The organism is Actinophytocola glycyrrhizae (assembly GCF_042653545.1).
GTDB lineage: Bacteria > Actinomycetota > Actinomycetes > Mycobacteriales > Pseudonocardiaceae > Actinophytocola > Actinophytocola glycyrrhizae.
In genome coordinates this window covers 181,917-205,843 of sequence record NZ_JBHSIS010000002.1, presented here as the reverse complement: position 1 = coordinate 205,843, position 23,927 = coordinate 181,917, and the positions used below count along the sequence as shown (strand labels likewise).

General features: G+C 72.1%; 25 protein-coding genes and 1 pseudogene. 19 read left to right on the top strand and 7 right to left on the bottom strand.

Annotated elements, in window-relative coordinates; translation table 11 throughout:
* Positions 1–9: 9 nt before the first annotated feature.
* Genes ACFPCV_RS00960 through ACFPCV_RS00945 form a run of 4 tightly spaced genes read left to right on the top strand, consistent with a single transcriptional unit; the run spans position 10 to position 4,376 of the window.
* A complete protein-coding gene (locus ACFPCV_RS00960; protein ID WP_378053409.1) occupies positions 10–735 on the top strand; it encodes a hypothetical protein in 726 nt (241 codons plus the stop codon).
* Entirely contained in the window at positions 732–2,630 is a 1,899-nt protein-coding gene (locus tag ACFPCV_RS00955; protein ID WP_378053407.1) for a carbamoyltransferase C-terminal domain-containing protein, read from the top strand. The genes ACFPCV_RS00960 and ACFPCV_RS00955 overlap by 4 nt, the downstream gene beginning before the upstream one ends.
* A complete protein-coding gene (locus ACFPCV_RS00950) occupies positions 2,620–3,864 on the top strand; it encodes an MFS transporter (RefSeq protein WP_378053405.1) in 1,245 nt (414 codons plus the stop codon). The genes ACFPCV_RS00955 and ACFPCV_RS00950 overlap by 11 nt, the downstream gene beginning before the upstream one ends.
* Positions 3,861–4,376, top strand: coding sequence for a GNAT family N-acetyltransferase (locus tag ACFPCV_RS00945; RefSeq protein WP_378053403.1), 516 nt, complete (start codon positions 3,861–3,863; stop codon positions 4,374–4,376). Before ACFPCV_RS00950 ends, ACFPCV_RS00945 begins: the two co-directional genes overlap by 4 nt.
* Position 4,377: 1 nt before the next feature.
* On the opposite strand, the gene ACFPCV_RS00940 is transcribed toward ACFPCV_RS00945, so the two are convergent.
* Complete coding sequence (locus ACFPCV_RS00940; protein WP_378053401.1) at positions 4,378–4,815, bottom strand: hypothetical protein; 438 nt, start codon at positions 4,813–4,815, stop codon at positions 4,378–4,380.
* An 82-nt stretch (positions 4,816–4,897) separates the two neighbouring features.
* Here ACFPCV_RS00940 and ACFPCV_RS00935 point away from each other — a divergent pair, with 82 nt between their 5' ends.
* From ACFPCV_RS00935 to ACFPCV_RS00925, 3 genes are all read left to right on the top strand, one after another.
* Positions 4,898–5,140 (top strand): DUF6411 family protein, encoded by a 243-nt coding sequence (locus ACFPCV_RS00935; protein ID WP_378053399.1) that lies wholly within the window; start codon positions 4,898–4,900, stop codon positions 5,138–5,140.
* 287 nt (positions 5,141–5,427) lie between these two features.
* A complete protein-coding gene (locus ACFPCV_RS00930) occupies positions 5,428–5,604 on the top strand; it encodes a hypothetical protein (RefSeq protein WP_378053397.1) in 177 nt (58 codons plus the stop codon).
* A gap of 64 nt (positions 5,605–5,668) precedes the next feature.
* Positions 5,669–6,547: an alpha/beta fold hydrolase gene (locus tag ACFPCV_RS00925; protein WP_378053395.1), complete on the top strand. Its 879-nt coding sequence runs from the start codon at positions 5,669–5,671 to the stop codon at positions 6,545–6,547.
* 117 nt (positions 6,548–6,664) lie between these two features.
* On the opposite strand, the gene ACFPCV_RS00920 is transcribed toward ACFPCV_RS00925, so the two are convergent.
* On the bottom strand, positions 6,665–7,870 hold the full coding sequence (locus ACFPCV_RS00920) for an amidohydrolase (RefSeq protein ID WP_378053393.1): 1,206 nt from the start codon (positions 7,868–7,870) through the stop codon (positions 6,665–6,667).
* A gap of 363 nt (positions 7,871–8,233) precedes the next feature.
* On the opposite strand from ACFPCV_RS00920, the pseudogene ACFPCV_RS00915 reads away from it, so the two are divergent.
* Together ACFPCV_RS00915 and ACFPCV_RS00910 are read left to right on the top strand one after the other, a co-directional pair.
* Positions 8,234–8,338: pseudogene (locus ACFPCV_RS00915) on the top strand (FAD-dependent monooxygenase); the annotation flags it as partial.
* A 238-nt stretch (positions 8,339–8,576) separates the two neighbouring features.
* Entirely contained in the window at positions 8,577–9,722 is a 1,146-nt protein-coding gene (locus ACFPCV_RS00910) for an FAD-dependent oxidoreductase (RefSeq protein ID WP_378053391.1), read from the top strand.
* A gap of 318 nt (positions 9,723–10,040) precedes the next feature.
* Here ACFPCV_RS00910 and ACFPCV_RS00905 read toward each other — a convergent pair whose 3' ends face one another.
* The 3 genes from ACFPCV_RS00905 to ACFPCV_RS00895 all read right to left on the bottom strand — a co-directional run bounded on the left by ACFPCV_RS00905 (position 10,041) and on the right by ACFPCV_RS00895 (position 12,715).
* Positions 10,041–10,613, bottom strand: coding sequence for a transglycosylase SLT domain-containing protein (locus ACFPCV_RS00905; RefSeq protein WP_378053390.1), 573 nt, complete (start codon positions 10,611–10,613; stop codon positions 10,041–10,043).
* 288 nt (positions 10,614–10,901) lie between these two features.
* On the bottom strand, positions 10,902–12,152 hold the full coding sequence (locus ACFPCV_RS00900) for an NAD(P)-binding domain-containing protein (protein ID WP_378053388.1): 1,251 nt from the start codon (positions 12,150–12,152) through the stop codon (positions 10,902–10,904).
* Positions 12,153–12,157: 5 nt separating this feature from the next.
* Entirely contained in the window at positions 12,158–12,715 is a 558-nt protein-coding gene (locus ACFPCV_RS00895) for an OsmC family protein (RefSeq protein ID WP_378053386.1), read from the bottom strand.
* A gap of 96 nt (positions 12,716–12,811) precedes the next feature.
* Between ACFPCV_RS00895 and metX the strand changes: the two genes are divergently transcribed.
* The 5 genes from metX to ACFPCV_RS00870 all read left to right on the top strand — a co-directional run bounded on the left by metX (position 12,812) and on the right by ACFPCV_RS00870 (position 17,217).
* Complete coding sequence (metX, locus tag ACFPCV_RS00890; protein ID WP_378053384.1) at positions 12,812–14,011, top strand: homoserine O-acetyltransferase MetX; 1,200 nt, start codon at positions 12,812–12,814, stop codon at positions 14,009–14,011.
* Between the two features lie 11 nt (positions 14,012–14,022).
* Complete coding sequence (locus tag ACFPCV_RS00885) at positions 14,023–15,360, top strand: O-acetylhomoserine aminocarboxypropyltransferase/cysteine synthase family protein (RefSeq protein ID WP_378053382.1); 1,338 nt, start codon at positions 14,023–14,025, stop codon at positions 15,358–15,360.
* Positions 15,357–15,839: a CoA-binding protein gene (locus ACFPCV_RS00880; protein WP_378053380.1), complete on the top strand. Its 483-nt coding sequence runs from the start codon at positions 15,357–15,359 to the stop codon at positions 15,837–15,839. The genes ACFPCV_RS00885 and ACFPCV_RS00880 overlap by 4 nt, the downstream gene beginning before the upstream one ends.
* A gap of 65 nt (positions 15,840–15,904) precedes the next feature.
* On the top strand, positions 15,905–16,423 hold the full coding sequence (locus tag ACFPCV_RS00875; RefSeq protein ID WP_378053378.1) for a PadR family transcriptional regulator: 519 nt from the start codon (positions 15,905–15,907) through the stop codon (positions 16,421–16,423).
* Positions 16,420–17,217: an alpha/beta fold hydrolase gene (locus ACFPCV_RS00870; RefSeq protein WP_378053376.1), complete on the top strand. Its 798-nt coding sequence runs from the start codon at positions 16,420–16,422 to the stop codon at positions 17,215–17,217. Before ACFPCV_RS00875 ends, ACFPCV_RS00870 begins: the two co-directional genes overlap by 4 nt.
* Before the next feature lie 52 nt (positions 17,218–17,269).
* On the opposite strand, the gene ACFPCV_RS00865 is transcribed toward ACFPCV_RS00870, so the two are convergent.
* A complete protein-coding gene (locus tag ACFPCV_RS00865; RefSeq protein ID WP_378053374.1) occupies positions 17,270–18,103 on the bottom strand; it encodes an SAM-dependent methyltransferase in 834 nt (277 codons plus the stop codon).
* Positions 18,104–18,227: 124 nt separating this feature from the next.
* Positions 18,228–18,956: a hypothetical protein gene (locus ACFPCV_RS00860; protein ID WP_378053372.1), complete on the bottom strand. Its 729-nt coding sequence runs from the start codon at positions 18,954–18,956 to the stop codon at positions 18,228–18,230.
* A gap of 268 nt (positions 18,957–19,224) precedes the next feature.
* Between ACFPCV_RS00860 and ACFPCV_RS00855 the strand changes: the two genes are divergently transcribed.
* The 5 genes from ACFPCV_RS00855 to rfaE2 are packed head-to-tail and all read left to right on the top strand — an operon-like array spanning position 19,225 to position 23,926.
* Positions 19,225–19,743, top strand: coding sequence for a D-glycero-alpha-D-manno-heptose-1,7-bisphosphate 7-phosphatase (locus ACFPCV_RS00855; protein WP_378053370.1), 519 nt, complete (start codon positions 19,225–19,227; stop codon positions 19,741–19,743).
* Positions 19,740–20,816, top strand: coding sequence for a glycosyltransferase family 9 protein (locus ACFPCV_RS00850; RefSeq protein WP_378053368.1), 1,077 nt, complete (start codon positions 19,740–19,742; stop codon positions 20,814–20,816). Before ACFPCV_RS00855 ends, ACFPCV_RS00850 begins: the two co-directional genes overlap by 4 nt.
* Positions 20,764–21,990, top strand: coding sequence for a glycosyltransferase (locus ACFPCV_RS00845; protein ID WP_378053366.1), 1,227 nt, complete (start codon positions 20,764–20,766; stop codon positions 21,988–21,990). The genes ACFPCV_RS00850 and ACFPCV_RS00845 overlap by 53 nt, the downstream gene beginning before the upstream one ends.
* Positions 21,987–22,568 carry a D-sedoheptulose-7-phosphate isomerase gene (locus ACFPCV_RS00840; protein ID WP_378053364.1) on the top strand — a complete coding sequence of 194 codons (582 nt, stop codon included), beginning with the start codon at positions 21,987–21,989 and terminating at the stop codon, positions 22,566–22,568. Before ACFPCV_RS00845 ends, ACFPCV_RS00840 begins: the two co-directional genes overlap by 4 nt.
* The gene (gene rfaE2 / locus ACFPCV_RS00835; RefSeq protein ID WP_378053362.1) at positions 22,565–23,926 is read left to right on the top strand and encodes a D-glycero-beta-D-manno-heptose 1-phosphate adenylyltransferase; all 1,362 of its coding nucleotides are present in this window, start codon (positions 22,565–22,567) and stop codon (positions 23,924–23,926) included. The genes ACFPCV_RS00840 and rfaE2 overlap by 4 nt, the downstream gene beginning before the upstream one ends.
* Position 23,927 lies beyond the last annotated feature (1 nt).

The window sequence follows — 23,927 nt, the reverse complement described above, 5'->3', positions numbered from 1 at the left end:
GAAACCGCGATGAGTGTTACTGCGTCCGTCGGCAGGCGGCTGGCCGACCTGCACGGCAGCCTCAGCCCTGCCGAGCAGGCGAATCTCAAACTCATCCTCGGCCTGTCCGCGGGACATCTCGTACCGGAGCGGGACCCGAGGGCTCAGGACGGCCGGGTGGCGGTGTCCGAGGCACTGGAACTGTTGTGCCCGTACGACGTCGCCGACCCGCGCGGCGCGCAGTACCGGGGCCGCCCGGAGCTGCTGACCGACGAGCTGCTGGCCACCCTCATCGCGGAGGCCGAGGAGGTCGGCGAGACGGCGGTGCCGTTCGACGAGCACTACCTCGGGTGCGGGGGACCGGTCGCGGACAGGCTGGCGACGAGTCCCGGGCTGACGGCCCTGGTCCGGTCGGTGGTGCCGGGCGCGGAACCGACCGGCATCGCGAGCTACCTGTTCTACCGGGACGCAGGCCAGGGGATCATCCCGCACATCGACACCGACATCTTCTCGCTGAACGTGCTGATGATGCTGGCGCACGAGACCCCGCAGGACGCGCCGACCACCTCGGCGCTGTGCATGCACTACCCGGACGGCTCCGAGGAGCGGTTCCAGCTCGCGCCGGGTGAGGTGGTCATCTTCCTGGCCGGCACGCAGGCGCACAGCCGTACGCCGATCGTGGCAGGCGAGCGGGTGACGATCCTGACCTTCGGGTTCATGCCGAAGGGCGCGCCGGTCGGGAACTACCGGCGATGACCACCGTCCTGGGCATCCACTGCGGACACGAAGCCTCGTGTGCCGTGGTGCGCGACGGCGTCGTCGTCGCGGCCATCCAGCAGGAACGGGTGTCCAGGACGAAGTACGACGGGCAGGAGTGCCTGTCGAACCGCCTTCCCGTGCCGCAGGTGCTGGCCGCGGCTGGCACGTCGCTCGCGGACGTCGACGTCATCGTGTCGTCGTTCCAGGCGGCGGGCCCGGCCGCGGTCGGCCTGCAGCGCCCGCTGTTCACCGCGGACTTCACCCACTTCGACCCGTTCGACGAACGGCACTTCGTCGTCTCCCACCACCTGGCGCACGCCGCGTGCGCGGCCGCGCTGTCCGGGTTCGCGACCGCGGCCGTCCTGGTGTCGGACAGCGCGGGCACGTCGTCGCGGGACGGCGCGGACTTCCACGAGCCGTTCGCGGAGTTCTTCGCCAGGTACACCGCCGACGACACCGACCGCACCCTGTTCACCGAGTTGCGCTCGGTCTACCGGTTCGACGCCGGCCGGTTCGACCTGCTCGCGCGGGACTTCTCCGCGCCGCACAACCAGCCCGACGTACACGTGCAGGGCGAGGCGAGCCTGTACGACAACGTCGCGAGGTACCTGTTCCGCAAGGAACACGCGCACGGTCAGCTGATGGCGCTCGCCGGGCTCCCGTTCGCAGGCACCCCTCGACTGTCCACATCGGAGCTCATCGCGCCGGGGGAGCCGCCGAGGGTGCGCAACGGCTGGCAGCTGCTGCGCGGGCACGCGGACCCGGTCGACGACGTGGACATCGCCGCGGCCGTGCAGGACGCGTTCACCGAGCTGGTCACCTACCAGGCGCGGCGTGCCGTCGAGCTGGCCGGGGAACGCCGGATCTGTTGCGCGGGCGGGGTTTTCCTCAACCTAACGGGGAACACCGCGATCGCCGGGCTCGACCGCGTCGACGACGTGTACGTGCCCTCCTGCCCGCACGACGCGGGCATCTCCGTCGGCGCAGCTTTCCTCGGGTACTACCGGCACGACCCCGCACCCGTCGTGCGCGACCGGGTCCGGTCCGACTTCCTCGGCGGGCAGGCCGAGGAGATCGGTGTCGAGGACGCGGCACGGCACGGGTTCGCCGAGGCCGTGTCCACGTCGGCGACCACCGGGAAGCTGCTGCATCACGCCGCGCAGACGCTGGTCGGCGGCGCGGTCGTCGCCCGCTACGGCGGCCGGGCGGAGTTCGGGCCGCGTGCGCTCGGCAACCGGTCCATCCTCTGCCACCCGGTCGGCTGCCGGGACGCCCGGTCGAAGCTGAACACCATCAAGGGCAGGCAGTGGTGGCGGCCGGTCGCCCCGATCGTCCGGGTGGAGGACGTGGCCACCTACTTCACCGGTCCGGCCGAGTCACCGTTCATGAACTTCAACTTCACCGTCCGCCCGGAGTACCGGGACCTGCTCGCCGAGGCGCTGCACCTGGACGGCACCGCGCGGGTGCAGACGGTCACCGCGGCCGACAACCCGGCCGTGTACCGCCTGCTGTGCGCGGTGGCCGACCTCGGCGCGGTGCCGGTGCTGATCAACACCTCGCTGAACGGTCCGGGCGAGCCGATCCTCGAGTCCGGCGACGACGTGCTGCGGTTCGTCAGGGAGACCGCCGTCGACTACCTGCTGTCCGACGCGCACCTGTTCGCGCCCCCGGACCGGCCCGACGTCGTCGAGGCCGGGCCTAAGCCGGGCGCGGTGCTCGCCGCCTTCGGCCACGACCCCGACCGCAGGTACCTGATCAGTGACGCCGAAGCCTCGGCTCCCGTTGGCAGGGACCTGTTCCTCGCGTTGTCCGGCGCACCGACCGCCACAGTGGACCGGCACGAACCGCGCGTCGCGAAGCTGCTGGAGATGGGCCTCCTCGTTGAGCACTAGCACCCCGGCGCCGCCCAGGCACCCGGCGCTGACCCGCAGGCTGTCGACGGCGGCGTTCGTGTCGTTCTTCGCGATCGCGGTCATCGAGTTCGCGGTGCCGTTCGTCGCGGTCGCCACGCTCGGCGCCAACGCCATGGTCGTCGCCGTGCTCGGCGTGTGCCGGTTCGCGCCGCAGGTGCTCTTCGCCCGCGCCGCGACGGTCGCGGTGAACCGGTACGACCAGCGCACCGTCATGCTCGCGTCGGAATGGCTGCGGGTGCTCGCGTTCGCGTTGTCGGCGGTCGCGCTGTTCGCCTCGCCGATCGTCGGGTTCGCCGTGTTCGCGCTGGCCAACCTGTCGCTGGGACTCGGCTCGATCCTGACCGCGGTCGCCGTGCAGGTGCTCGTGCCGCTCGCCTTCGAGGACGCCGAGCTGCCGAGGGTCTACTCGCGGCTCGGCATGGCGGAGTCGCTCGCCGACGGTGGTGGCCCGTTCTTCGCGGGCATCGCCCTCGCGATGTTCGACGTCTCCGGCACGTTCGTGGTCGCGGCGGTCCTGGCCGCCGGCGCGTGCCTGCTGCTCGGCGGGATGCCACGGACCCGGGTCGCGGAACCGGTCGAGCCCGGCCGGACCGGGGACCGGTCGTCGCTGCGGCACGGCATCCGGGTCAACTTCGGCACCCAGGCGCTGGGGTTGCTGACCGGCTGGGCGCTCGCCTACAACCTGGGTCAGTGCGTGATCGAGGCGATGCTGCTGATCGCCATCCTGGACCGGACGAGCATCGGGGCGGCGTCCTACGGCGTGATCAAGACGTGCGCGGTGTTGTGCGCCGCGCTCGGTGCCTACCTGGCGACCAGGCTGCCGGGGAAGCTGACCGGCGGGTGGGGGATCTCCCTGTTCGGGTTCGGCGCCATCGGCTCGTACCTGTTGCTGGGCATCGGTCTCTACGCGCCGGGTGCGGCGGGAGTCGCGTTCATCGTCGCCGGGTTCGCGTTGGACGAGCTGTGCTCCGGTGTCGTCCTCGTGCTGATCTCCACGTTCCGCGCCCGTGCGATCTCGAACCAGGACCGCGCCGCGGCGACCGCGGGTTACCGCGCGATGAACCTGACGGCGGTACCGGTCGGTTTCCTGCTCGGCGGCGTGCTCGGCCTCGTGCTGTCGCCGTCGGTGACGATCGTCGCCGTCGGCGCCGCGATGTTATTGTTCGGGCTTGTGATCTGGAAACCGCAAGTGCGTTCCGTAGCGACAGCGTGAAGGTCGAGACCGCCCCGGCGATCGCAACGGAACGGCTCGTGCTGTCCCGCCTCGCCAGGCACGACGTCGACGATCTCGTCGCGATGTTGGTGAAACCCGCGCTGTACCGGTACATCGGCGACGCGCCCGCGTCGGCGGTCGAGGCCGGGCACCGGGTCGAGCGCTGGCTGGGTGGGTCGGTGGACCCGGACCTGCTCTGGATCAACTACGTGGCACGCGTCCGCGACGACGGTCGGTTCGTCGGTCTCGCGCAGGCCACCGTGCGGCGCGCGCGTGCGTCGTGCGAGGTCGCCTACCTCGTCGACCCTTCCGTGCAGCGGCACGGTTTCGGTGCGGAGATGATGACCGGGTTCTGCGCGGAACTGCGGGAAACCCTGAACCCCGTGGAGTTCATCGCGCACATCCACCCCGGGCACGTCGCCTCGGAAGGTGTCGCCAAGGCCATCGGACTCACGCCGACCGCCGACCGGGTGGACGGCGAGCTGGTCTGGCGGTCGGCCGTAGGGCCGTAGGTCACGCGCCAGCCAGCCTGCGGGCGGCGGCGCCGGCGGCCGCCAGCCGGGCGGACCGGGGGAGGTCCGGGGAAGCCAGGATCTGCACGGCCCATTCCTGCCCGACACGGAACCAGATCGTGTCGTCCGTCAGGATGACCGCCTGGTCGCCCACTCCGTCCACGGGCGCGAACTCCGCCTCGGCGGTCCACGCGTCGAGGTCGTCCTGGACCGTGAACCGCGCGACCGGAAACCGGTTGGCGTAGCAGGACAGGTACCGCCCGCTGCCGAGGTCGAAGGTCAGCGCCCACGAACCGTCGGTCAATGCGGCGTCCGGCGCGTCCTCGCTGCCCTCGTTCTCCCGGATCACCTCGAGGACGGGGCACCCGGTGGCGGCGGTCACGTCGTCGGGCAACAGCGGGTCGTGTGGTCTGCTCCCCCTGGCCGTTCCCACGGTCATCGGCCTCACCTCATGCATGCCGGTGTGGAAATCCGGGTAGTCACCGTCGACGGATTCGCCAGACTGTAGAGGAGAACGCCCCATGGTGGTAGGTATCGTCATCGGCGTCTGCGTCCTGCTGATCATCCTCGCGTTCCTCGTGCCCCGGCTGTCGCGTGGCCCGGAACGCGGGGCGCAGCGGACCGCGGGCGCGGGCGGTCAAGTCGCGGGTCTGGCCCCTGGCCGACTGGGCCAGTGGCTGCGCAAACCGTTCTCGAAGTCCCAGAAGGCGATGGGCAAGAGCGCGGGCGCTGGCCGCAAGGGCCGGGGCAGACTGCCGTTCTGACAGCCCGGTGCGGCGACGGACGCCATCGGGTCCTCGATGATGCCGGAGCACTCCTGCTGTCACGGTCGATCCCAGTCGCGGTCCCGGACGCTCTGACCCGCGTGCGGGCCAGAGCCCATGCAGCTGAGTTCAGGCCCCCGTGATGGGCCGGTCGCCGACCGGCCCATCACGGCTGTTTGCGCACGCACCGTCACCGGCACGTCACGAATCCGAATCGAACGTGTGATCTTGGCTAGGGCGGGGTAGCCGTTCCTACGGGAAAGCTCGGTACACCTTTGGGATCGGCCATGAACCAGCACAGCAGGCACGACTTCGGCAGCTTCACCACCAACTCCGGCGCCCGCCGCAGGCGGATTCGCGCGGCACGCAAGCGGATGGCGGCCACCCGCGCCAGGATGGCAGCACTGCACGCCTCCACCATGCCGGCGCCGGACATCCTGCGCGCCACCGACACGGCAGGTTGACCGCCACCGGCCCGGCTCGCGTGGTCGGTAGGGTCTGGTGAGCCCACGACCCGGAGAGGCGGCCATGGCACGACAGAAGCGGACCGGCACCCTGCGCACCGACGGCGCCGACATCGTCTACGACATCTACGGCCCGTTGCCCGCGGAGGACGGCAGGCCGCCGCTGTTGATGCTCGGCCAGCCCATGGACGCCAGCGGTTTCGGCACGCTCGCCTCCCACCTGCCCGAGCGCACCGTGGTCGCCTACGACCCGCGCGGTCTCGGTCGCAGCACCCGCGACGACGGCAGGACCGACAACACGCCCGAGGTGCAGGCACAGGACGTGCACGCGCTCATCGAAACGCTCGGCGCGGGCCCGGTCGAGGTGTTCGCCAGCAGCGGCGGGGCGGTGACCGCCCTCGCACTCGTGACCGCCCACCCCGGCGACGTGACGACCATGGTCGCCCACGAACCGCCGATCATCCCGGTGCTGCCCGACGCCGGGGCGGCGGAACGCGCACGTGACGCGGTCACGGACGTCTACAACGCCAAGGGCTGGGGCGCGGGCATGGCCGCGTTCATGGCACTGACGGCGTGGCAGGGCGAGTACACCGACGACTACTTCGCCCAGCCCGCACCGGATCCGGCCGCGTTCGGCATGCCTGCCGAGGACGACGGCAAGCGGGACGACCCGCTGCTGTCCGACCGGTCGTGGGCCGTCAGCGGCTACCGTCCCGACGTCGAGGCGATCACCTCGGCACCGACCCGCGTCGTCATCGCGGTGGGGGAGGAGACCGGCAACACCTTCACCGCGCGCACGGCTGTGGCCACCGCGGCGCTGCTCGGTCAGGAGGCGACCGTCTTCCCGAGCCACCACGGCGGGTTCCTCGGTGGCGAGTTCGGCTACCCCGGCAAGCCGGAGGAGTTCGCCAAGCGGCTGCGCGAGGTGCTCGCCGAGGGCTGACCCGCACGAGCAACCACGGCGTGACCGACGCGCTACCGTCCTTTCCGGACCGGAGCTGCTCGACGGGATCGGGCGACGTCGGGCCCGCGCCTGCGCCGGGGCGCCTGCCGGACGTCGTCAGCCGGTCACGGGCAGCCAGTGGCGTGCGGCGGCGGTCAGGGCCGCGGTGCCGAGGTCGAGGGTGGGGCTGATGACCGGCGCGAACAAGGGGGAGTGGTTGGCGGGCTGGGCAGCGACCCGCCTGCGGAGGTCGTCCATCGAGGTCGCACCGTCGAACGCCTTCGGGTCCGCCCCGCCGAGCAGCCAGTAGACCAGCGGCGCGCCGGCCGCGGTGGCGAGGACGCCCACGTCCTCGCTGCCGGTCACCAGGCCGGGATCCACGATGACCGGCACGGCCGAGGCGAGGGCCGTGCGGGTTCGCTCGACCGCGTCCGGGTCGTTGACGAGGGTCGGGAAGCTCGTCTCCACGACCACCTCGGGTGGCTTCGGCGCGCCGGCCGCCGTCGCCTCGCCCCGCACGATGCGTTCCACCGCGGCGAGGGTGGCGGCCCGGACGTCCCGGTCGTAGGTCCGGATGCTGAGCAGCAACTCGGCCTCGTCCGGGATGATGTTGGCGACGGTGCCCGCGCGGACCGCGCCGACGGTGACGACGACCGTGTCGGTGGCGGCGATCTCGCGGGACGCGATGGTCTGGAGGCGCAGCACGACGGAGGCGGCCATCACCACCGGGTCGACGGCGGCCTCGGGGCGGGAACCGTGCCCGCCCCGGCCGTGCAGGGTGATCCGGACGGAGTCGGCCGCGGCGAACGCCGGGCCGGGGCGCAGCCCCAGCACGCCGGCCGGGATGGGGGCCACGTGCTGGCCCAGTACCACGTCCGGGCGGCCGAACCGCTCGAACAGGCCGTCGGCGACCATCGCCTCCGCGCCGCCGCCGAGCTCCTCCGCCGGCTGGCACACCGCCAGCACCGTGCCCGACCACGCGGTGCGGTCGGCCGCCAGCGCCCGCGCGGCCCCGACGAGGCACGTCACGTGCACGTCGTGCCCGCACGCGTGCGCCACGGGGGTGCCGTCGACCACCACGGTGCTGGCGTAGGGCAACCCGGTCTTCTCCAGCACGGGCAGCGCGTCCATGTCCGCACGCAACAACGCGGTCGGGCCGTCGCCGTTGCGCAGCACGCCGACCACACCGGTCCTGCCGACGCCCTCCACCACCTCGAACCCGGCGGCGCGCAGCTCCCTGGCCGCGACGGCGGCGGTGCGTGTCTCGGCGAACCCGAGCTCGGGGTGCCGGTGCAGGTCGCGGTACAGCTCGGCCAGATCCATGACGACCACTATCGCAGCGTGCACCGCACTCGCTCGACGACACATCGAGTGACGCTCCATCGAAGGTTCACAGTGACCTTCGATGGAGCGTCAAGGGACACTTCACCCCCGGCTGTGTTCACTCGTTGACGGGCGTCATCGCCAGGTTCCAGAACGCGGCGTAGCGGCCGCCCAGGTCCAGCAGGTCGTCGCCGCTGCCCTCCTCCGCCGGGCGGACCGGCAGCGGCGGCACGCTATCGCTGACTTAGCAACGAGATCGTGTCACGGACCCCGGACCGCGATCGGTGCCGATGTCGCGGACATCCGGGGCGAACGTGACTAGTATCACGGGTGGACCGTTGTCGGTCACTCAGGGGAGAGCGCATGCGGGCGTGTGTGATCGGAGCGGGGCCCGCGGGAATCGTCAGTGCGAAGGTGCTGTCGGAGAACGGTTTCGACGTCACCGTCCTCGACAAGTACGAGCGGGTCGGCGGGATCTGGTCGCCGGGCGGCTGTTACGACGGGCTGGCCAACCAGGCGGCACCGCGCCTCTTCGAGTTCGCGGACCTGCCCAACCGCCTGCGCTTCGCGAGCGCCGTGGACAGCCAGCGCTACCTGGAGGACTACGCCGAGAAGTTCGGTGTGCTCGAGCGCCTCCGGCCGGGTACCGAGGTGACGGCCGTCCGGGCGGTGGCCGGACCGGGCCGGATGGGGGGCCGACGGCTGGGTGGTCGAGTCGCGGCCGACGGGGGACGAGGCGGCACGGGTGCGGCGCGAGATTTTCGACCACGTCGTGGTCGCCAGCGGCGCACATCACCACGCCCGGTTGCCCGACCTGCCGGGGCGCGCGTCGTTCGACGGCACCGTGGTGCACTCCAACGAGGTGCGGGCGGGGACGTTCACCGGCAGGCGGGTGGTCGTCGTGGGTGGCGGCAAGTCCGCGCTGGACCTGGCCACTCGCGCGGCAGGCGAGGCGGCCGAGGCGACGCTTGTGCAGCGCAAGGTCAACTGGATGGTCCCGGAACGGCTCCTGCTCGGTTCGGTCGGCTACCGGTGGATCTTGATGACCCGGTTCGGTGCGGCGCTCCTGCCGCGCTACCACGACCCGGCGTGCGTGCGCCTGATCGACCGCCTCGACGCGCGGGTCAAGCGGGCGCTGTGGTGGGTCATCGAGCGGGACATGCTGATCTCCAGCGGGCTGTACCGGCTGCCGAGGCGCTTGCGGCCCGCGCACACGCTCCCGTTCCATCTCGCGCACGCCGGCGTGATGCCACGCGGCTACGTCAGTGCCGTCCGCGCGGGCCGGCTGGACGCCCGGGTCAGCGTGGTCGACGCGTACACCGGCACCGGACTGCGTCTGGCGACCGGCGACGAGGTGGCGGCGGACGTCATCGTGTTCGCCACCGGCCACCACAGGGTGTTCCCGTTCCTGGACCCGGCGGTGCCGGTGCACGACCGGGCCGGGCGGGTGCGGCTGTACCGGGGCATCGTGCCGCCCGGCGTCGACCGGCTGGGGTTCGTCGGCTTCCGGCAGGTCTTCAACAACATCATGGGCGTGGAGGTCACCGCGCACTGGCTGACCCGCCACTTCCTCGGCACGCTGCGCACGATGCCGGGCGAGGAGACCATGCGGGAGACCGTGGACGCCCGCCTGGCCTGGCAGGAGCGAGTGCTGCCCGGCTCCGGCGGCTACGACTTCGGTCCCTACGACATCCACTGCGCCGACGAGCTGATGCACGACATGGGGCTGCCGTCCCACCGCGCGGGGAACGTGCTGGCCGAGTACCTGCTGCCCGGCGCTGTCGCACATCGCTATCGAGGACTGACAGCGTCCCCGGCGTGCGGAGCTGATCACGTCCCGGGGCGCGGATGAGCATGTCGTCCGGGAGACGACAACCATCCCGACGGGAACGGGGTGCAGTGCCTCGGCCAGCACGTGGGCCTGCGTGTTCCATGCCGGACGGCCGATCGGCACCACGGCGCTCTCGCCAGCGGGTTCGTCCGCGCAGAAGATCAACGGACGAGTTCCCGTTGCCAGTCGGTGAGTTATTCGATCCCTTGCCAACCCGGTAGCGGTCGAGCGGGAAGCTGGTCATGACCATGGCCCCGGTGAACACAATGGCGCCCACGCGGCGCGGATCGTCGAGCACCCCGGTTCGCGTGAGAGTGGCCGGTGCACCGTAGGTCGCGTTCAGTGCTGCCGGAGTGCCTTTTCTGCCGGTGCCCAGTGTTCGCGGAGGCGGTCGACATAGGCGCGGGCCCTGGGCCCGGGTTGCCGCCCGGCCGCGAACCTGAGCATGTTGCGTGCGCCCGCGTTGTAGCCCATGGCGAGGAGTTCCTCCGTGGTGAAGGAGCCTCCGGTGGTGGCGGGCAGTTGGGCGCGCAGGTCGTGGAGGTGCCATGCCGCGGCCTGGATGGCCAGGTCCGGGTCGCCGGGCAGTTCCCTCCACGCACGCTCGGCGAACGGACGGCCGAACCGGGTCTGCTCATAGGTGCGGCGGTGCATGTTGGCGACGCCGAACGCCGAGTCACGGCGGAACGCCTGCCACCCCCGTTCCAACAGCGGCACGTGCGGTTTGTAGGACTCGATGTGCAGGATCGCCATCAGCAGCACGGGGTGCACGCCCGCCGCGTCGGCGTGGGTCCGCACCGCGGGGGCGAGCAGCGCGGGCGTCCTGCCCTGCGTCTGCGGGGTCGTCCCCGCCGCGCGCGTGGTGTGCACCCGCGCCGCGCCCGCGCGCACGAGCCAGCCGCCCAGCGCCATCGCGGTCCCCTGTTCGGAACCCGCGAGTCCCCTGTTCGGAACCCGCGAGTTTCCCGTTCGGAACCCCTGAGTTCCCCGTTCGGAACCTCCGAGTCGACGGTCCGTCCCTGCCGTCGTCAGACTCGAACAGCGAACTCGGCGGTCCTGAACGGGGAACTCGCGAGTTCCGAACGGGGGACTCGCGAGTCCTGAACGGGGGACTCGCGGGGTTGGGGGGAGAGCTGATCTAGCGGGGGGATCTGGCGCGGGATCGCCCTCCGCGTGTTCGCGCGGGTTGGGGTGGGGTACTCAGGACACCGCGGTGCTACCGGACGCCAGGTAGTGTGTGAGGTGGGCGACCACGTCCCGTGCGTCGTCCTCGATGCCGTGGATGAACGTGGACTTGCGCCGTCGCAGCACGGGCAGGGCCAGCGCGTACAGCCCCGGGCTGTCGACGATTCCGCCGTCGTGGTTCAGGTGACCCTTCTCGTCGATGACCGGCACGTCGAGCCACGAGTAGTCCGGCCGGAAACCCGTCGCCCACACCACCGTCCGGAACTCGCCGCCGCGCAGGTCCAGCCGCAGCCGCGGGGATGTGGGGACCCGCGTGGTCTCGAAGCGTTCCGGTGGTTTGACGTCGCTGTCGATCCCGGTGGCGGCCGCCCACTCGTCGAAGGTGTTCAGCAGCCGGTCCATCTTCAGGTCGGCCAGCGAGATCACGGCGCGGAGCCCGCCGGAGAACAGCACCTCGCCGTCCCGCACGGTCGCCGAACGGCCGACCAGCTCGACACCTATGTCGGTGAGGGCGTTGATGTCGAGCGACGTCCGGTCCGGCGTCCCGGCGAGCTGCGGCGACCCGAGCCGCCTGGCCCTGGTCAGGTCGGGCACCTCGTCGTACCGCTGGTCCCACACGCCCGCGGCGTCCATCCACCACAGCACGTCCCGGCCGCGGTACGTGCGTGGCATCCGCACGTGTTCCCCCGTGGACAGTGCGACCGGCCTGCCGGACCGCCGCAGCTCCGCCGCCAGTTGCACGCCGGTCGCGGACGCGCCGACGACGAGCACACCGCCGTCCGGCAGCTGGTCCGGGCCGCGGTAGTCGAACGGCGTCACCTGCGTGACGTCGCCGGGCAGCGCCGCGCTGAGCTTCGGCACGGCGGGCAGGTTGCAGGCACCGCTCGCGATGACCACCGTGCGGCAGGCGATCTCACCTCGGTCGGTCGTCACGTGGTAGCCGTCGTCGGTGCGCCGCACCGAGGTGACGGTCGTGCCGGTGCGGACCGGTGCCCGCGTGCGTGCGGCGAAGTGGTCGATGAACTCGACCACCTCGCCCATCGTCATGTAACCGTCCGGGTCCTGGCCACCGTAGGCATGACCCGGCAGCCTGCTCTGCCAGTTGGGTGTCAGCAGCCGCAGCGAGTCCCAGCGTTCCCGCCGCCAGGAGTTCGCCACCTCGCCGCGTTCGAGCACGACGTGGTCGAGTGCCCGCTCGGTGAGGAAGTGGCTCGCTGCCAGACCGGCGTGGCCCGCGCCGATGACGACCGTCGTGGTGCGTTCCAACGAGATCAGGCAACCTCGACGGTGACGTCCGTCGGGTTGGTCAGCGCGTCGAACACGGCGGAACGCTTCTGTGACTGGGCGACCAGCGCTTCGATGTCCTCTTTGGACGCGTCGGCGTCCACGTTGAACGTCACCTTGATGCCGTTGTAGCCGTTGCGGACGTCGCTGTCGGCACCGAGGATCCCGCGGATGTCGTGGGTGCCCTCCAGCGTCGCCTCGACCGAGCGCAGCTGAATGCCCCGGTTCTGCGCGACGGACGCGATGCCCGCCGTCAGGCAGCTCCCCAGGCCGACGAGCAGGTACTCGATCGGCGTGATGCCGTGGTCCTCGGCGGCGAAGACCTCCGGGTGGTCGGCGGTGAACGAGGCCTCGGCCTTGTGGCTGTGTTCCGCACCGAGACCGAAGTAGTCCTTGACCGTCGACGTGGTGTGCACGCCGTTCTCCCACTTCGTCGTCGACCGCCACGTGAACTGGGCGGCCTCCGGCGAGGCCTTCAGCGCCTCCCGGGCGTCGAGCAGTGCCTGGACGTTGACCCCGTTGTCGATGCTGTCGATGGTCGTCATGCGACGGACCGTACACCGCCGCTGACCTGCGTCTCATAGTTCGGGACGGGCCGTCGCCCCGGTCGCGGAACGGGCCTGGCTGGCTATGATGCGCGCATGGTTACCGCGTCGACGCCAGCGGCCGGTTCGGCAGGCAGAGTCGAAACGCGACACCTCGATCTGCCTGCGCCGGTGCGCCTCGACAGCGGCCGCGAGCTGCATCCCGTCCGCGTCGCGTACGAGACCTACGGCACCCTCGCACCCCGGCGCGACAACGTGATTTTGGTCTGCCATGCGCTGAGCGGAGACGCGCACGCGGCCGGGATCGCGGTCGACGCGCCGGAGGCGGCCACCCGGGACGGGTTCGGCGCGGCGGACCGCGACGGCGGGACCGGTGCGGCGCTCGGCTGGTGGGACGGGATGATCGGGCCCGGCAAGGCGTTCGACACCGACCGGTACTTCGTCGTCGCCACGAACCTGCTCGGCGGCTGCCGGGGCACGACCGGCCCGTCGTCGACCGACCCGGCGACCGGGCGGCCGTACGGGCCGGACTTCCCGGTGGTCACGGTCGCGGACATGGTCCGCACCCAGCGCGCGTTCCTCGACGTGCTGGGCATCGAACGGCTCGCGGCGGTGGCGGGCGGCTCGCTCGGCGGGATGCAGACACTGGAATGGGCGGTGCTGTACCCCGATCAGGTCGATTCGATCGTGGTGATCGCCAGTACCCACGCGCTGCAGCCGCAGGGCGTGGCGTGGAACGCGATCGCGCGTGAGGCGATCATGCGTGACCCGGCGTGGCAGGGCGGCCACTACTACGGCACGGACCGTGCCCCCGACGCGGGCATGGGGGTGGCGCGGATGGTCGGGCACATCACCTATCTGTCGGCGCCGGCGCTGCACGACAAGTTCGGCCGCAGGCTGCAGTTCGCCGACGACATCCGGTACACCCTCACCGAACCCGAGTTCGAGGTGGAGAACTACCTGCGCCACCAGGCCGACTCGTTCGTGAAACGCTTCGACGCCAACACCTATCTGACGATGTCGCGTGCGCTGACGTACTTCGACCTGGCGCGGCAGTACGGCGACGGTTCGCTGACCAAGGCGCTCGACGGCGTGCTCGCGCGCACGCTGCTGATCACGTTCGGCTCCGACTGGCTGTACCCGCCCGCGACGTCGCAGGAGATCGACGCGGCGCTGCGGGCGCTGGGCAAGCCGTCCGAGCTGCACCTGATCGACGCGCCGTACGGCCACGACTGCTTCCTGCTGGAAGAACGACGACAGACCCCGATCGTCCGCCGCTTCCTGGCCGGGCTGTGAAAGAGGTACTGGTGACCGACGATTCCCCCCGGGTCGAGCCGGAGCACGATTTCGGGTTCGAGACCCGGCAGTTGCACGCCGGGCAACGGCCGGACCCGAACACGGGCGCACGCGCGGTGCCGATCTTCCAGACCACCAGCTACGTGTTCGAGGACCCCGAGTCCGCCGCCGCGTACTTCAACCTCCAGGAGTACGGGAACACGTACTCGCGGATCATGAACCCGACCGTCGCGGTGTTCGAGGAGCGGGTCGCGAACCTGGAGGGCGCGGCGGGCGCGGTGGCGTTCGCCAGCGGCATCGCCGCGCAGGCCGCGGCGCTGTTCACCCTGCTTGAGCCGGGCGACCACGTGGTCTCGTCCTCGGCGCTGTACGGCGGGACGGTGAACCAGTTCAAGCACCTGCTGCGCAAGATGAACGTCGAGCTGACGTGGGTCGACCCGGACGACCTCGACGCGTGGCGGCAGGCGGTGCGGGCGGACACGAAGGCGTTCTTCGCGGAGACCATCGGCAACCCGGCGGGCAACGTGCTCGACATCGAGGCGGTGGCCGCGGTCGCGCACGAGCACGGCGTGCCGCTGGTCGTCGACAACACGTTCGCCACGCCCTACCTGTGCCGCCCGATCGAGTGGGGCGCCGACATCGTGGTCCACTCGGCGACGAAGTTCCTCGGCGGGCACGGCACGAGCATCGGTGGCGTGGTCGCCGAGGCGGGCACGTTCGACTGGTCCAGCGGCCGGTTCCCCGTGGTCGCGGACCCGTCGCCCGCCTACCACGGCCTGCGGTTCCACGAGACCTTCGGCACCTACGGCTACCTGATGAAGCTGCGTGCCGAGACCCTGCGCGACCTGGGTGGTGCGCTGTCGCCGTTCAACGCCTTCCTGTTCCTGCAGGGGATGGAGACGTTGTCGCTGCGGATGGAACGCCACGTCGAGAACGCCGGGAAGGTCGCCGAGTTCCTGTCCGCGCACGACCTGGCGTCGCGGGTGACCTACCCCGGCCTGCCGGCGAGCCGGTACCGGCCGCTGGTCGAGAAGTACCTGCCGCGTGGTGCCGGCGCGGTGTTCTCGTTCGACGTCGCGGGTGGCCGGGCAGGCGGGCAGGCGTTCATCCGCGGCGTGAACCTGTGGTCCCACCTGGCGAACGTGGGCGACGCGAAGAGCCTGGTCATCCACCCGGCCAGCACCACGCACCGCCAGCTCGGCGACGACGAACTGCGGGCGGCGGGTGTGGGGCCGGGCACGGTGCGGCTCTCGGTCGGCACGGAGTCGGTCACCGACCTGCTCTGGGATCTGGAGCAGGCGTTCGCGCACGTCGCCGCGACCGTGGAGAAGGAGGTCGCGACCGCATGACCGACCTGGCGCGCTACCAGGATCCGCTGGCGATCCAGCGGGTGCTCAACACCGCGAGGACGATCGCGGTCGTGGGCCTGTCGAACAACGAGCTGAGGGCCAGCTACTTCGTGGGCTACTACCTCAAGCGGCATGGCTACCGGGTGATCCCCGTGAACCCCCGTGCCTCCGAGATCCTCGGCGAGACCAGCTACGCCAGCCTGCTGGACGTCCCGGAGCCGGTGGACATCGTCAACGTCTTCCGCGCGCCGGACGCGCTTCCCGAGATCGCGGAACAGACGGTGCGGATCGGCGCGGGCTCCCTGTGGTGCCAGTTCGGCGTGATCAACGAGCCCGGCGCCAGGACCGCGGAGGAGGGCGGTGTCACCGTGATCATGGACCGCTGCATCAAGGTCGAGCACGCCCGCTACGTCGGCCGCATGCACTGGCTCGGCTTCAACACCCAGCGCATCACCTCGGTCCGGGCCGGGCTGCAGTAGCCGGGCGGCGTTGCTCGCTCGATACCTAGTTGACAAGTCGAATAGGTGAGTTGTCTACTAGACGAGTGGTTCTCTCCCGCATCATCCTGGGTCTGCTCGCGCACGCGGCCATGACCGGCTACGACCTCAAACGGCACTTCGACTCGACCGTCGGGCACTTCTGGACGGCGGACAAAGCGCAGATCTACCGCACGCTCGCCAAGCTCGTCGAGGAGGGCTACGCGGAGGTCGAGACGGTCGCCGGGGCGAGGGCGCCGGATCGCCAGGAACACCGCATCACCGCGGCCGGCCGGGCGGCGCTGGCAGCGTGGGTCGCGAGCGAGCCGGAACGCCACGTCGAACGCGACCCGTTCCTCGCCCGCGTGTTCTTCGGTGCCGACCTCGACGACGACGGCCTCCGGTCGCTGTTCGCACGACGTCGCGACCCGGCGCGCGCGCAGCTGGCACGCCTGGAACGGATGCGTGCCGAGACCGAGGCGCACGACCGGGGCGCCCGGCTGCGCCTGGCCACGCTGGACTACGGCATCGCGCAGCTCCGCACCGAGCTCGCGTGGCTCGGCACGGTCGAGGAGGAGCTCGCGTGAGTGGCTTCCCGGAGGTGCACAACCCCGAGACGGACACCGCGAACCGCCCGCTGGTGCTGCTGCACGGCGGCAACGTCGCGAACTGGATGTGGGAACCGCAGGTGGCCGCGTTCAGCGACCGCGTGGTGCTCACCCCGGACCTGCCTGGTTTCGGGACGCGGGTCCACGAGGACTGGCGGGGCCTGGACGCGGTGGCCGACGACCTGGTGGCGCGGGTGAGCGACCACGGCGTCGAGGGCCCCTTCGACCTGGCCGGGCTCTCGCTGGGTGCCCTGACGGCGCTGCGCGTGTCGGCACGGCACCCCGACCGGGTGCACTCGGCGTTCCTCACCGGCGCGCCACTCCTGCGCAGCGGCCCGGCGACACGACTGATCGCCGGGCTGCAACTGGTGTTCTGGCGGTCGCCGTGGTTCTGGCGCGCACTGGCCACCGCGTTCGGCCTTCCGGAGGACGCGCGAGACCGGTACGTCACGCACGGCCTTTCGGTGCGCCGGGCGACCGCGTCGGCGATGTTCGCGGAGGTCCTCACGGGCGGCGTGCCCGAGGGCCTCGGCGACTACTCCGGTCCGCTGCTGGTGGTGGCGGGGGAGAAGGAGGACGCGGTCGTCCGTCGCTCCCTGGCGGCACTCGCCAAGGCCGCCCCGCGGGCACAGCCGCGGCTCGCGCCGGGCATGCACCACATCTGGAACGTCGAGGACGTCGGCCTGTTCAACGAGGTCCTGCGTGCCTGGCTCGACGGAACCGTCGACCCGCGCCTGCTCGCGGCACCGGAGGTCAGGCCGGCGACCGCGTGACCGGGTTCGTCACCGTGGCGGCCGCCCGGCAGGCCGTGCTCAGTGGCTGCGGTCAGGGCTTGCGGCCGAGGGCGGCCACGATGCAGCGGCCCGCGTCGGGCAGCGGGGTGTTGCCGGGGCCGTCCGGCCACCACTCGTCGGCGACGGTGATGCCGGGGTCGATCAGCTCCAGCCCTTCCAGCATCGTCTCGATCTCCGCACGGGTGCGGAAGAAGCCGCGGCTGATGCTGTTGTTCAGGATGCCCTGCACGCGGTGCGCGATGGCGCTGTGCTCGTTCTCCGGGTCGAAGAAGTGCGAGAACACCACGTACGAGCCGGACGGCAGGCCGTCGATGTAGGCGCGCATGACCTCGGCGGGCGGCAGGCCCTCGTCGGCGCTGTGGTGGTGCAGGGTGGCGACCTGCAGCAGGGCCATCGGCCGGGTGAAGTCGAGGTGCCTGCGGACGACCTCGCTGTCCATCACCGCCGACGGCGTGAAGATGTTGGCGTCGATGAGCTTGGTGTTCTCGTTGTCCTCGAGGAGCGCGCGGCCGTGCGCGAGCACCACCGGGTCGTTGTCGACGTAGACCACCCTGGCGTCCGGATTGAGCCGCTGCGCCACCTGGTGCGTGTTCTCCACGGTCGGCAGGCCCGACCCGCAGTCGAGGAACTGGTCGATGCCTGCTTCCCGGCTGAGGAAGCGGACCGCGCGGATCAGGAACGCGCGGTTGGACACGGCGATGATGTTGACCTCGGGCACCGCGGCGTTGAGCTGTGCGAGCAGCTGCCGGTCCACCTCGTAGTTGTCCTTGCCGCCCAGGGCCGCGTCGTAGGCGCGGGCAACGCTCGGCACCGTGGTGTCGATGGCGTGGGACGGGAGTGGAGTCTGGGAGATGGCGTCGGCCATGCGAGTCCTCGAAACAGCTGTCGTCGCCGGCCCCGGGTGGCCGACGGGGTGCACCAGCCTACGCGAACCGCCTCCGCCCGCGACACGGACCGTCCTCGTCCGACCACGGAACGCTCCCCGCCGGTCAGGGATGGCGCAGCAGCACCCCGACCCCGTCGGCGAGGGGGAGGTCGGCCGGGCCGACCAGCAGCTCGGCGTCCACCTTCAGCGCCGCCATGGGCAGTGCCTCGTCCGCGCGCTGCCGGTTGGCGGGCATGCCGAGCGCACGCAGTTCGGCGCACTCCTGCGCCACCTGGTCGCGGTGGGTGCCGCCCACCCACACGGACTCGCCGCCCAGCACGCCCTCGACGAGCACGACGGCGTCCGCGTTGCCGTCGCGGAGCGCCGCCGCGCAGTGCCCGAGTCCCTGCACCACCGGGCCGTCGGGCCGGGACGACTCGAACAGGAACTGGTCGAACAGCACGCGGCTCCTGTCGGGCGGTGGGCCCACGGTGTCCTGGCCGGCCGGCCCGGCGGCCACCAGCGCCGCTTCCGGGGCGTGCACCGCCTGCTTCCGCACGAGCGGAAGCAGGTAGGGCAGAGCCGAGAAACGGGCGACGGGGGAGGGCGGCGACCAGGAGAGCGGGCCGTCGACCAGTACACCCTCGCGGTTGGCGATGAGCGCGCGGCCCTCCGCGGCGGCGGGCCGGCGCATGGCCTCGTCCAGTACGGCCAGGACCTCGGGGTCGGCGTCCTGCGCGGCCAGCAGCCTGCGCAGGAAGAGCCAGCCGGGACCGCCGGCGTCCGGCGGCAGGTAAACCGACGCGAAGGGACCGTGCACGTCCGTCAGGCCGCGGAGCAGCTCACTGTTCATCGTGTCCTCCCCGAGGAGTTCTGTGTCGACGGACTACCCGGCCGGGCGCGGTGCAATCCTCCGCACCCCGGCGTGTCCCCCCGTGCGCACGTGGCCCCGGGTGAATACCCCGGTACCGGGTGGTCATGCCTACGCGAAACGGCCATTTTGGTGCTGTGACAGAGGATTGCCAACCGTCCCGTGACGGTGAGTAGTAGTTGCTACGGACTGGTTTACCTCTACTGCTCACGGCAAGTCTGCCCGCGTGAAACCGGCTGACCATTCCGCAGTGCTGTTCGACCGGGACGGCACGCTCGTCGAGGACGTGCCCTACAACGGCGACCCCGACCTCGTCGTCCTGCGGCCGGGCGCTCGCGCGGCCGTTGACCTGTTGCGCGCCAATGGAATCCGGCTCGGAATCGTGAGCAACCAGTCCGGTGTGGCCCGTGGGCTGCTGACCACGCGACAGGTCCACCGGGTACACGCACGGGTGACTGAGCTCCTCGGTCCCTTCGACGACATCCGGTTCTGCCCGCACGGACCCGAGGACGGGTGCGCGTGCCGCAAACCCGCACCCGGGATGGTCCGAGCAGCGTGCACGGCACTGGGTGTGCGGCCGTCTTCCGTCGTCGTGATCGGCGACATCGGCGCCGACGTCGGGGCCGCCACCGCGGCGGGCGCGACGCCGATACTGGTGCCGACCCCGGTCACCCGGCGTGACGAGGTCGACAGGGCGCCACTGGTCGCCGCCGACCTGCCTGCCGCCGCCCGTCTCGCGGCCGGGCTGCTGACGGGGGTGCCCGCGTGAACCGGGTGCTCGTGGCGCGACTGGACAGTGACGGCGACGTCCTGCTCGCCGGGCCTGCGATCCGGGCGGCCGCCGCGCACGCCGCCGAGGTGACACTGCTGTGCGGTCCCGCCGGCGCGCAGGCCGGCGCGTTGCTGCCCGGGGTGGATCACACGATCGTGTGGCACTGCCCATGGATCGCGGCCAACCCCGACCCGGTGCGGACCGCCGACGTGCGGGCGCTGACCGACCGCGTCGCCGCCGCCGGTTTCGACCTGGCGGTCATCCTCACCTCCGCGCACCAGTCCTGCCTGCCGCTCGCCCTCGTGCTGCGGATGGCGGGGGTGCCCGTGATCGCGGGCATCTCGGCCGACTACCCCGGCACACTGCTCGACGTCCGGCTGCGTCCCGACCTCGACTTCACCGACGACGCGCCGGAACCGGAACGCGCGCTGGCCGTGGTGAACGCCGCGGGTCTGCGCCTTCCCGACGTTGACGACGGTGCACTGCGGGTGCACCCGCCGCCGGACGTTTCGCACCTGACCGGCCCAGGACCCTATGTCGTACTGCACCCGGGGGCCACCGTGCCTGCCCGGCGCTGGCCCGCGCACCGGTGTGCGGAGGCGGTGCGCGCGCTCACCGCCGACGGCCACCGCGTGCTCGTCACCGGCGGCCCCGGGGAGAAGGAACTCACCGCCGAGGTGGCGGGCCGCCACGGCACCGATCTCGGCGGGGCCACCGGCTTCCCGGAACTGGCTGGTGTCCTCGCGGGCGCCGACGTGGTGGTCGTGGGCAACACCGGGCCCGCGCATCTCGCAGCCGCCGTCGGCACCCCGGTGGTGTCGCTGTTCTCGCCCGTCGTGCCCGCGGTGCGCTGGGCGCCCTACCGCGTACCGACCGTGCTGCTCGGCGACCAGACCGCGGCGTGCCGGTCCACGAGGGCCCGCGAGTGCCCGTTACCCGGACATCCCTGCCTGACCACCGTGACCGCGGCGGACGTCGTCGCCGCGGTCCGCACCCTCCGAGACGGAAGGCCACGCCATGCGCATCGCAATGATCTCCGAACACGCCAACCCGCTGGCCGCACTGGGTGAGGTCGACGCAGGCGGGCAGAACCTGCACGTCGCCGAGCTGTCGGCCGCGATGGCCGCGGCCGGGCACGACGTGACCGTCTACACGCGGCGGGACGACCCGGCGCAGTCCGCGGACCGGGTCACGCCGCAGGGCTACCGGGTGGTGCACGTGCCGGCGGGCCCGCCCGAGCCGGTGCCCAAGGACGAGCTGCTGCCGCACATGGCTGAGTTCAGCCGGTACGTGGAGCGGGCATGGCGGACCGACCGGCCGGACGTCGTGCACTCGCACTTCTGGATGTCCGGTCTCGTCGCGGTCCTCGCCGCCCGGCCGCACGGGGTGCCGGTGGTGCACACCTACCACGCGCTGGGCACCGTGAAGCAACGCCACCAGGGCGCTGCCGACACCAGCCCACCGCAGCGGATCGGCGTCGAGCGGATGATCGGCCGTACCGCGGCCGGGATCGTCGCGACCTGCTCCGACGAGGTGCGGGAGCTGGTGCGGATGGGCGTGCCGAGGAACCGGGTGTCCGTGGTGCCGTGCGGGGTGGACTGCACGCAGTTCCAGCCGGACGGTGAGGTCGCGCGGAAACCGTTGCCGCACCGCGTGGTCAGCGTCGGCAGGCTGGTGCCGCGCAAGGGTTTCGCGGACCTCGTCGCCGCGCTGCCCGCGGTGCCCGACACCGAGCTGGTCATCGCCGGTGGACCGGTCCACGACCGGCTCGCCGACGACCCGGAGGCCGCCAGGCTGCGTGCGCTCGCCGACCGTGCGGGCGTCGCGGACCGGGTGCGCTTCGCCGGGCAGGTGCCGAGGGACCGGATGCCCGCGTTGCTGCGGTCGGCCGACCTCGTGGCGTGCGTGCCGTGGTACGAGCCGTTCGGGATCGTCCCGATCGAGGCGATGGCGTGCGGGGTGCCCGTGCTCGCGACCAGCGTCGGCGGCCTGACCGACACCGTGGTGGAGAACGTGACCGGGGTGCTGGTGCCGCCGCGGGGACCCGCCGCGGTGGGCGCGGCCATGCGGTCGCTGCTGGGCGACCCGGTCCGGCGGTCGTTCCTCGGCGGCTCCGGGCGGGAACGCGCCGAGTCGCGGTACCCGTGGCGGCGGATCGCGGCGGAGTGCGTGCGGGAGTACCAGCGGTGCGTCGACCTCGCCGGGACCGGCGGGATCACGGTCGTGGGGAGTGCGGCACGATGAGGGCCGCCGACCGGCTCGACGAGGTCGAGCGCGCGGTGCGGGCACTGCGCGGTGAGGCGGACCGGTTCACGCGGTGGGGGGCCCTGCTCGCCGAGCGGCTGCCCGACGGCGCGCGGCTGCTCGCCGCGGGCAACGGCGGGTCCGCCGCGGAGGCACAGCACCTGACCGCCGAGCTGGTCGGCAGGTTCGAGGCCGACCGGCCGCCCTACGCCGCGATCGCACTGCACGCCGACACCTCCAGCCTGACCGCGATCAGCAACGACTACGGCTACGCCGACGCGTTCGCCAGGCAGGTGCACGCGCACGCCAGGGACCGGGACGTGCTGGTGCTGCTGTCGACCAGCGGCCGCAGCGAGAACCTGCTGCGTGCCGCCGACGCGGGCCGCGAACGGGGCGCGACGGTCCTCGCGTTCACCGGCCCCCGGCCGAACCCGCTCGCCCAGCGAGCCGACGACGTGCTGGCGGTGCCCGGGTGCACCGCCACTGTGCAGGAGGCGCATCTGATGTCCGTACACCTGTTGTGCGCCGCGTTCGAGGCGGCGCTGGCCGGCCCGGCGACGAGGAGGGCGGCGTCATGAACCTCGTGATCGTCGGCGACAGCCTGCTGGACGTCGACCTCGTCGGTTCCGTGCACCGGGTCTGCCCGGACGCGCCCGCGCTGGTGGTCGACGAGGACGCACGCACCCCCCGGCCGGGCGGCGCGGGTCTCGCCGCGCTGCTCGCCGCCCGCGCGGGCGAGCCGGTCACGCTCGTCACCGCGCTGGCCGACGACGAGGAGAGCGCGGTGCTGCGCACCCAGCTCGGCCGGATACCGGTCGTCGCGGGGCCCGCGAACACGCCGACCCCGGTGAAGACCAGGGTGCGTGCGGACGGGCACACCATCGCCAGGATCGACCGCACCCGCGCGGGCAGGCCGACGGTCACCGCCGACATGCTGGCCGCGCTGCGCGCCGCCGACGCCGTGCTGGTCTCCGACTACGGCCGGGGTCTCACCGGGGACCCTGCGCTGCGTGACGTGCTGGCCGAGATGGTGGGCCGGGTGCCCGTGGTGTGGGATCCGCATCCCCGTGGTGCGCCGCCGGTGCGGGGCGTCACGCTCGCCACGCCGAACCTGGACGAGGCGCTGCGCCTGAGCGGCCGGACAGGCGACGGCCCGGCCGCGGCGGAGGCGGCGGCCGGGGCACTGCGCGCGCGGTGGCGTGCGGACGCGGTCACCGTGACCCTCGGCGGCCGGGGAGCGATGCTGGTCGACAGCGAACGGGCCAGGCTGATCCCGGCGCCCCCGGTGAGCGCGGCCGACCCGTGCGGTGCCGGTGACCGGTTCGCGGTCGCGGTGACCGCCCGGCTGATGCGGCACGACACCGTGCCTGCCGCGGTCGAGCACGCCGTCGCCGCCGCGGCCCGGTTCGTCGCGGACGGCGGGGCGGCCGAGATCACCGGCGGCGCCTTCCGGCCCGCACCGTCCGAAGCGGACGACGACCTGGCCGCGGCACGCGAGCTGGTGGCCGCGGTCCGCGCACGCGGCGGCACCGTGGTCGCCACCGGCGGCTGCTTCGACCTGATGCACGCAGGACACATCCGTACCCTCACCGCCGCCCGCGCCCTCGGCGACTGCCTGATCGTCTGCATGAACTCCGACGAGTCGGTGCGCTCGCTCAAAGGGCCGGGCCGGCCCTTGAACGGCGAGGCCGACCGGGCCGAGGTCCTGCGTGCGCTCGGCTGCGTCGACCACGTCGTCGTCTTCGCCGAGCACGGGCCGGAGCGGGTGCTCGGCGACCTGCGCCCCGACGTGTGGGTGAAGGGCGGCGACTACACCCCGGACACCCTGCCGGAGACCGGGGTCGTGCGCGGCTGGGGCGGCGAGGTCGTCGTGGTGCCCTACCACGACGGTCGCTCGACCACCCACCTCGCGCGGAAACTGAGCGAAACCGGCTGAC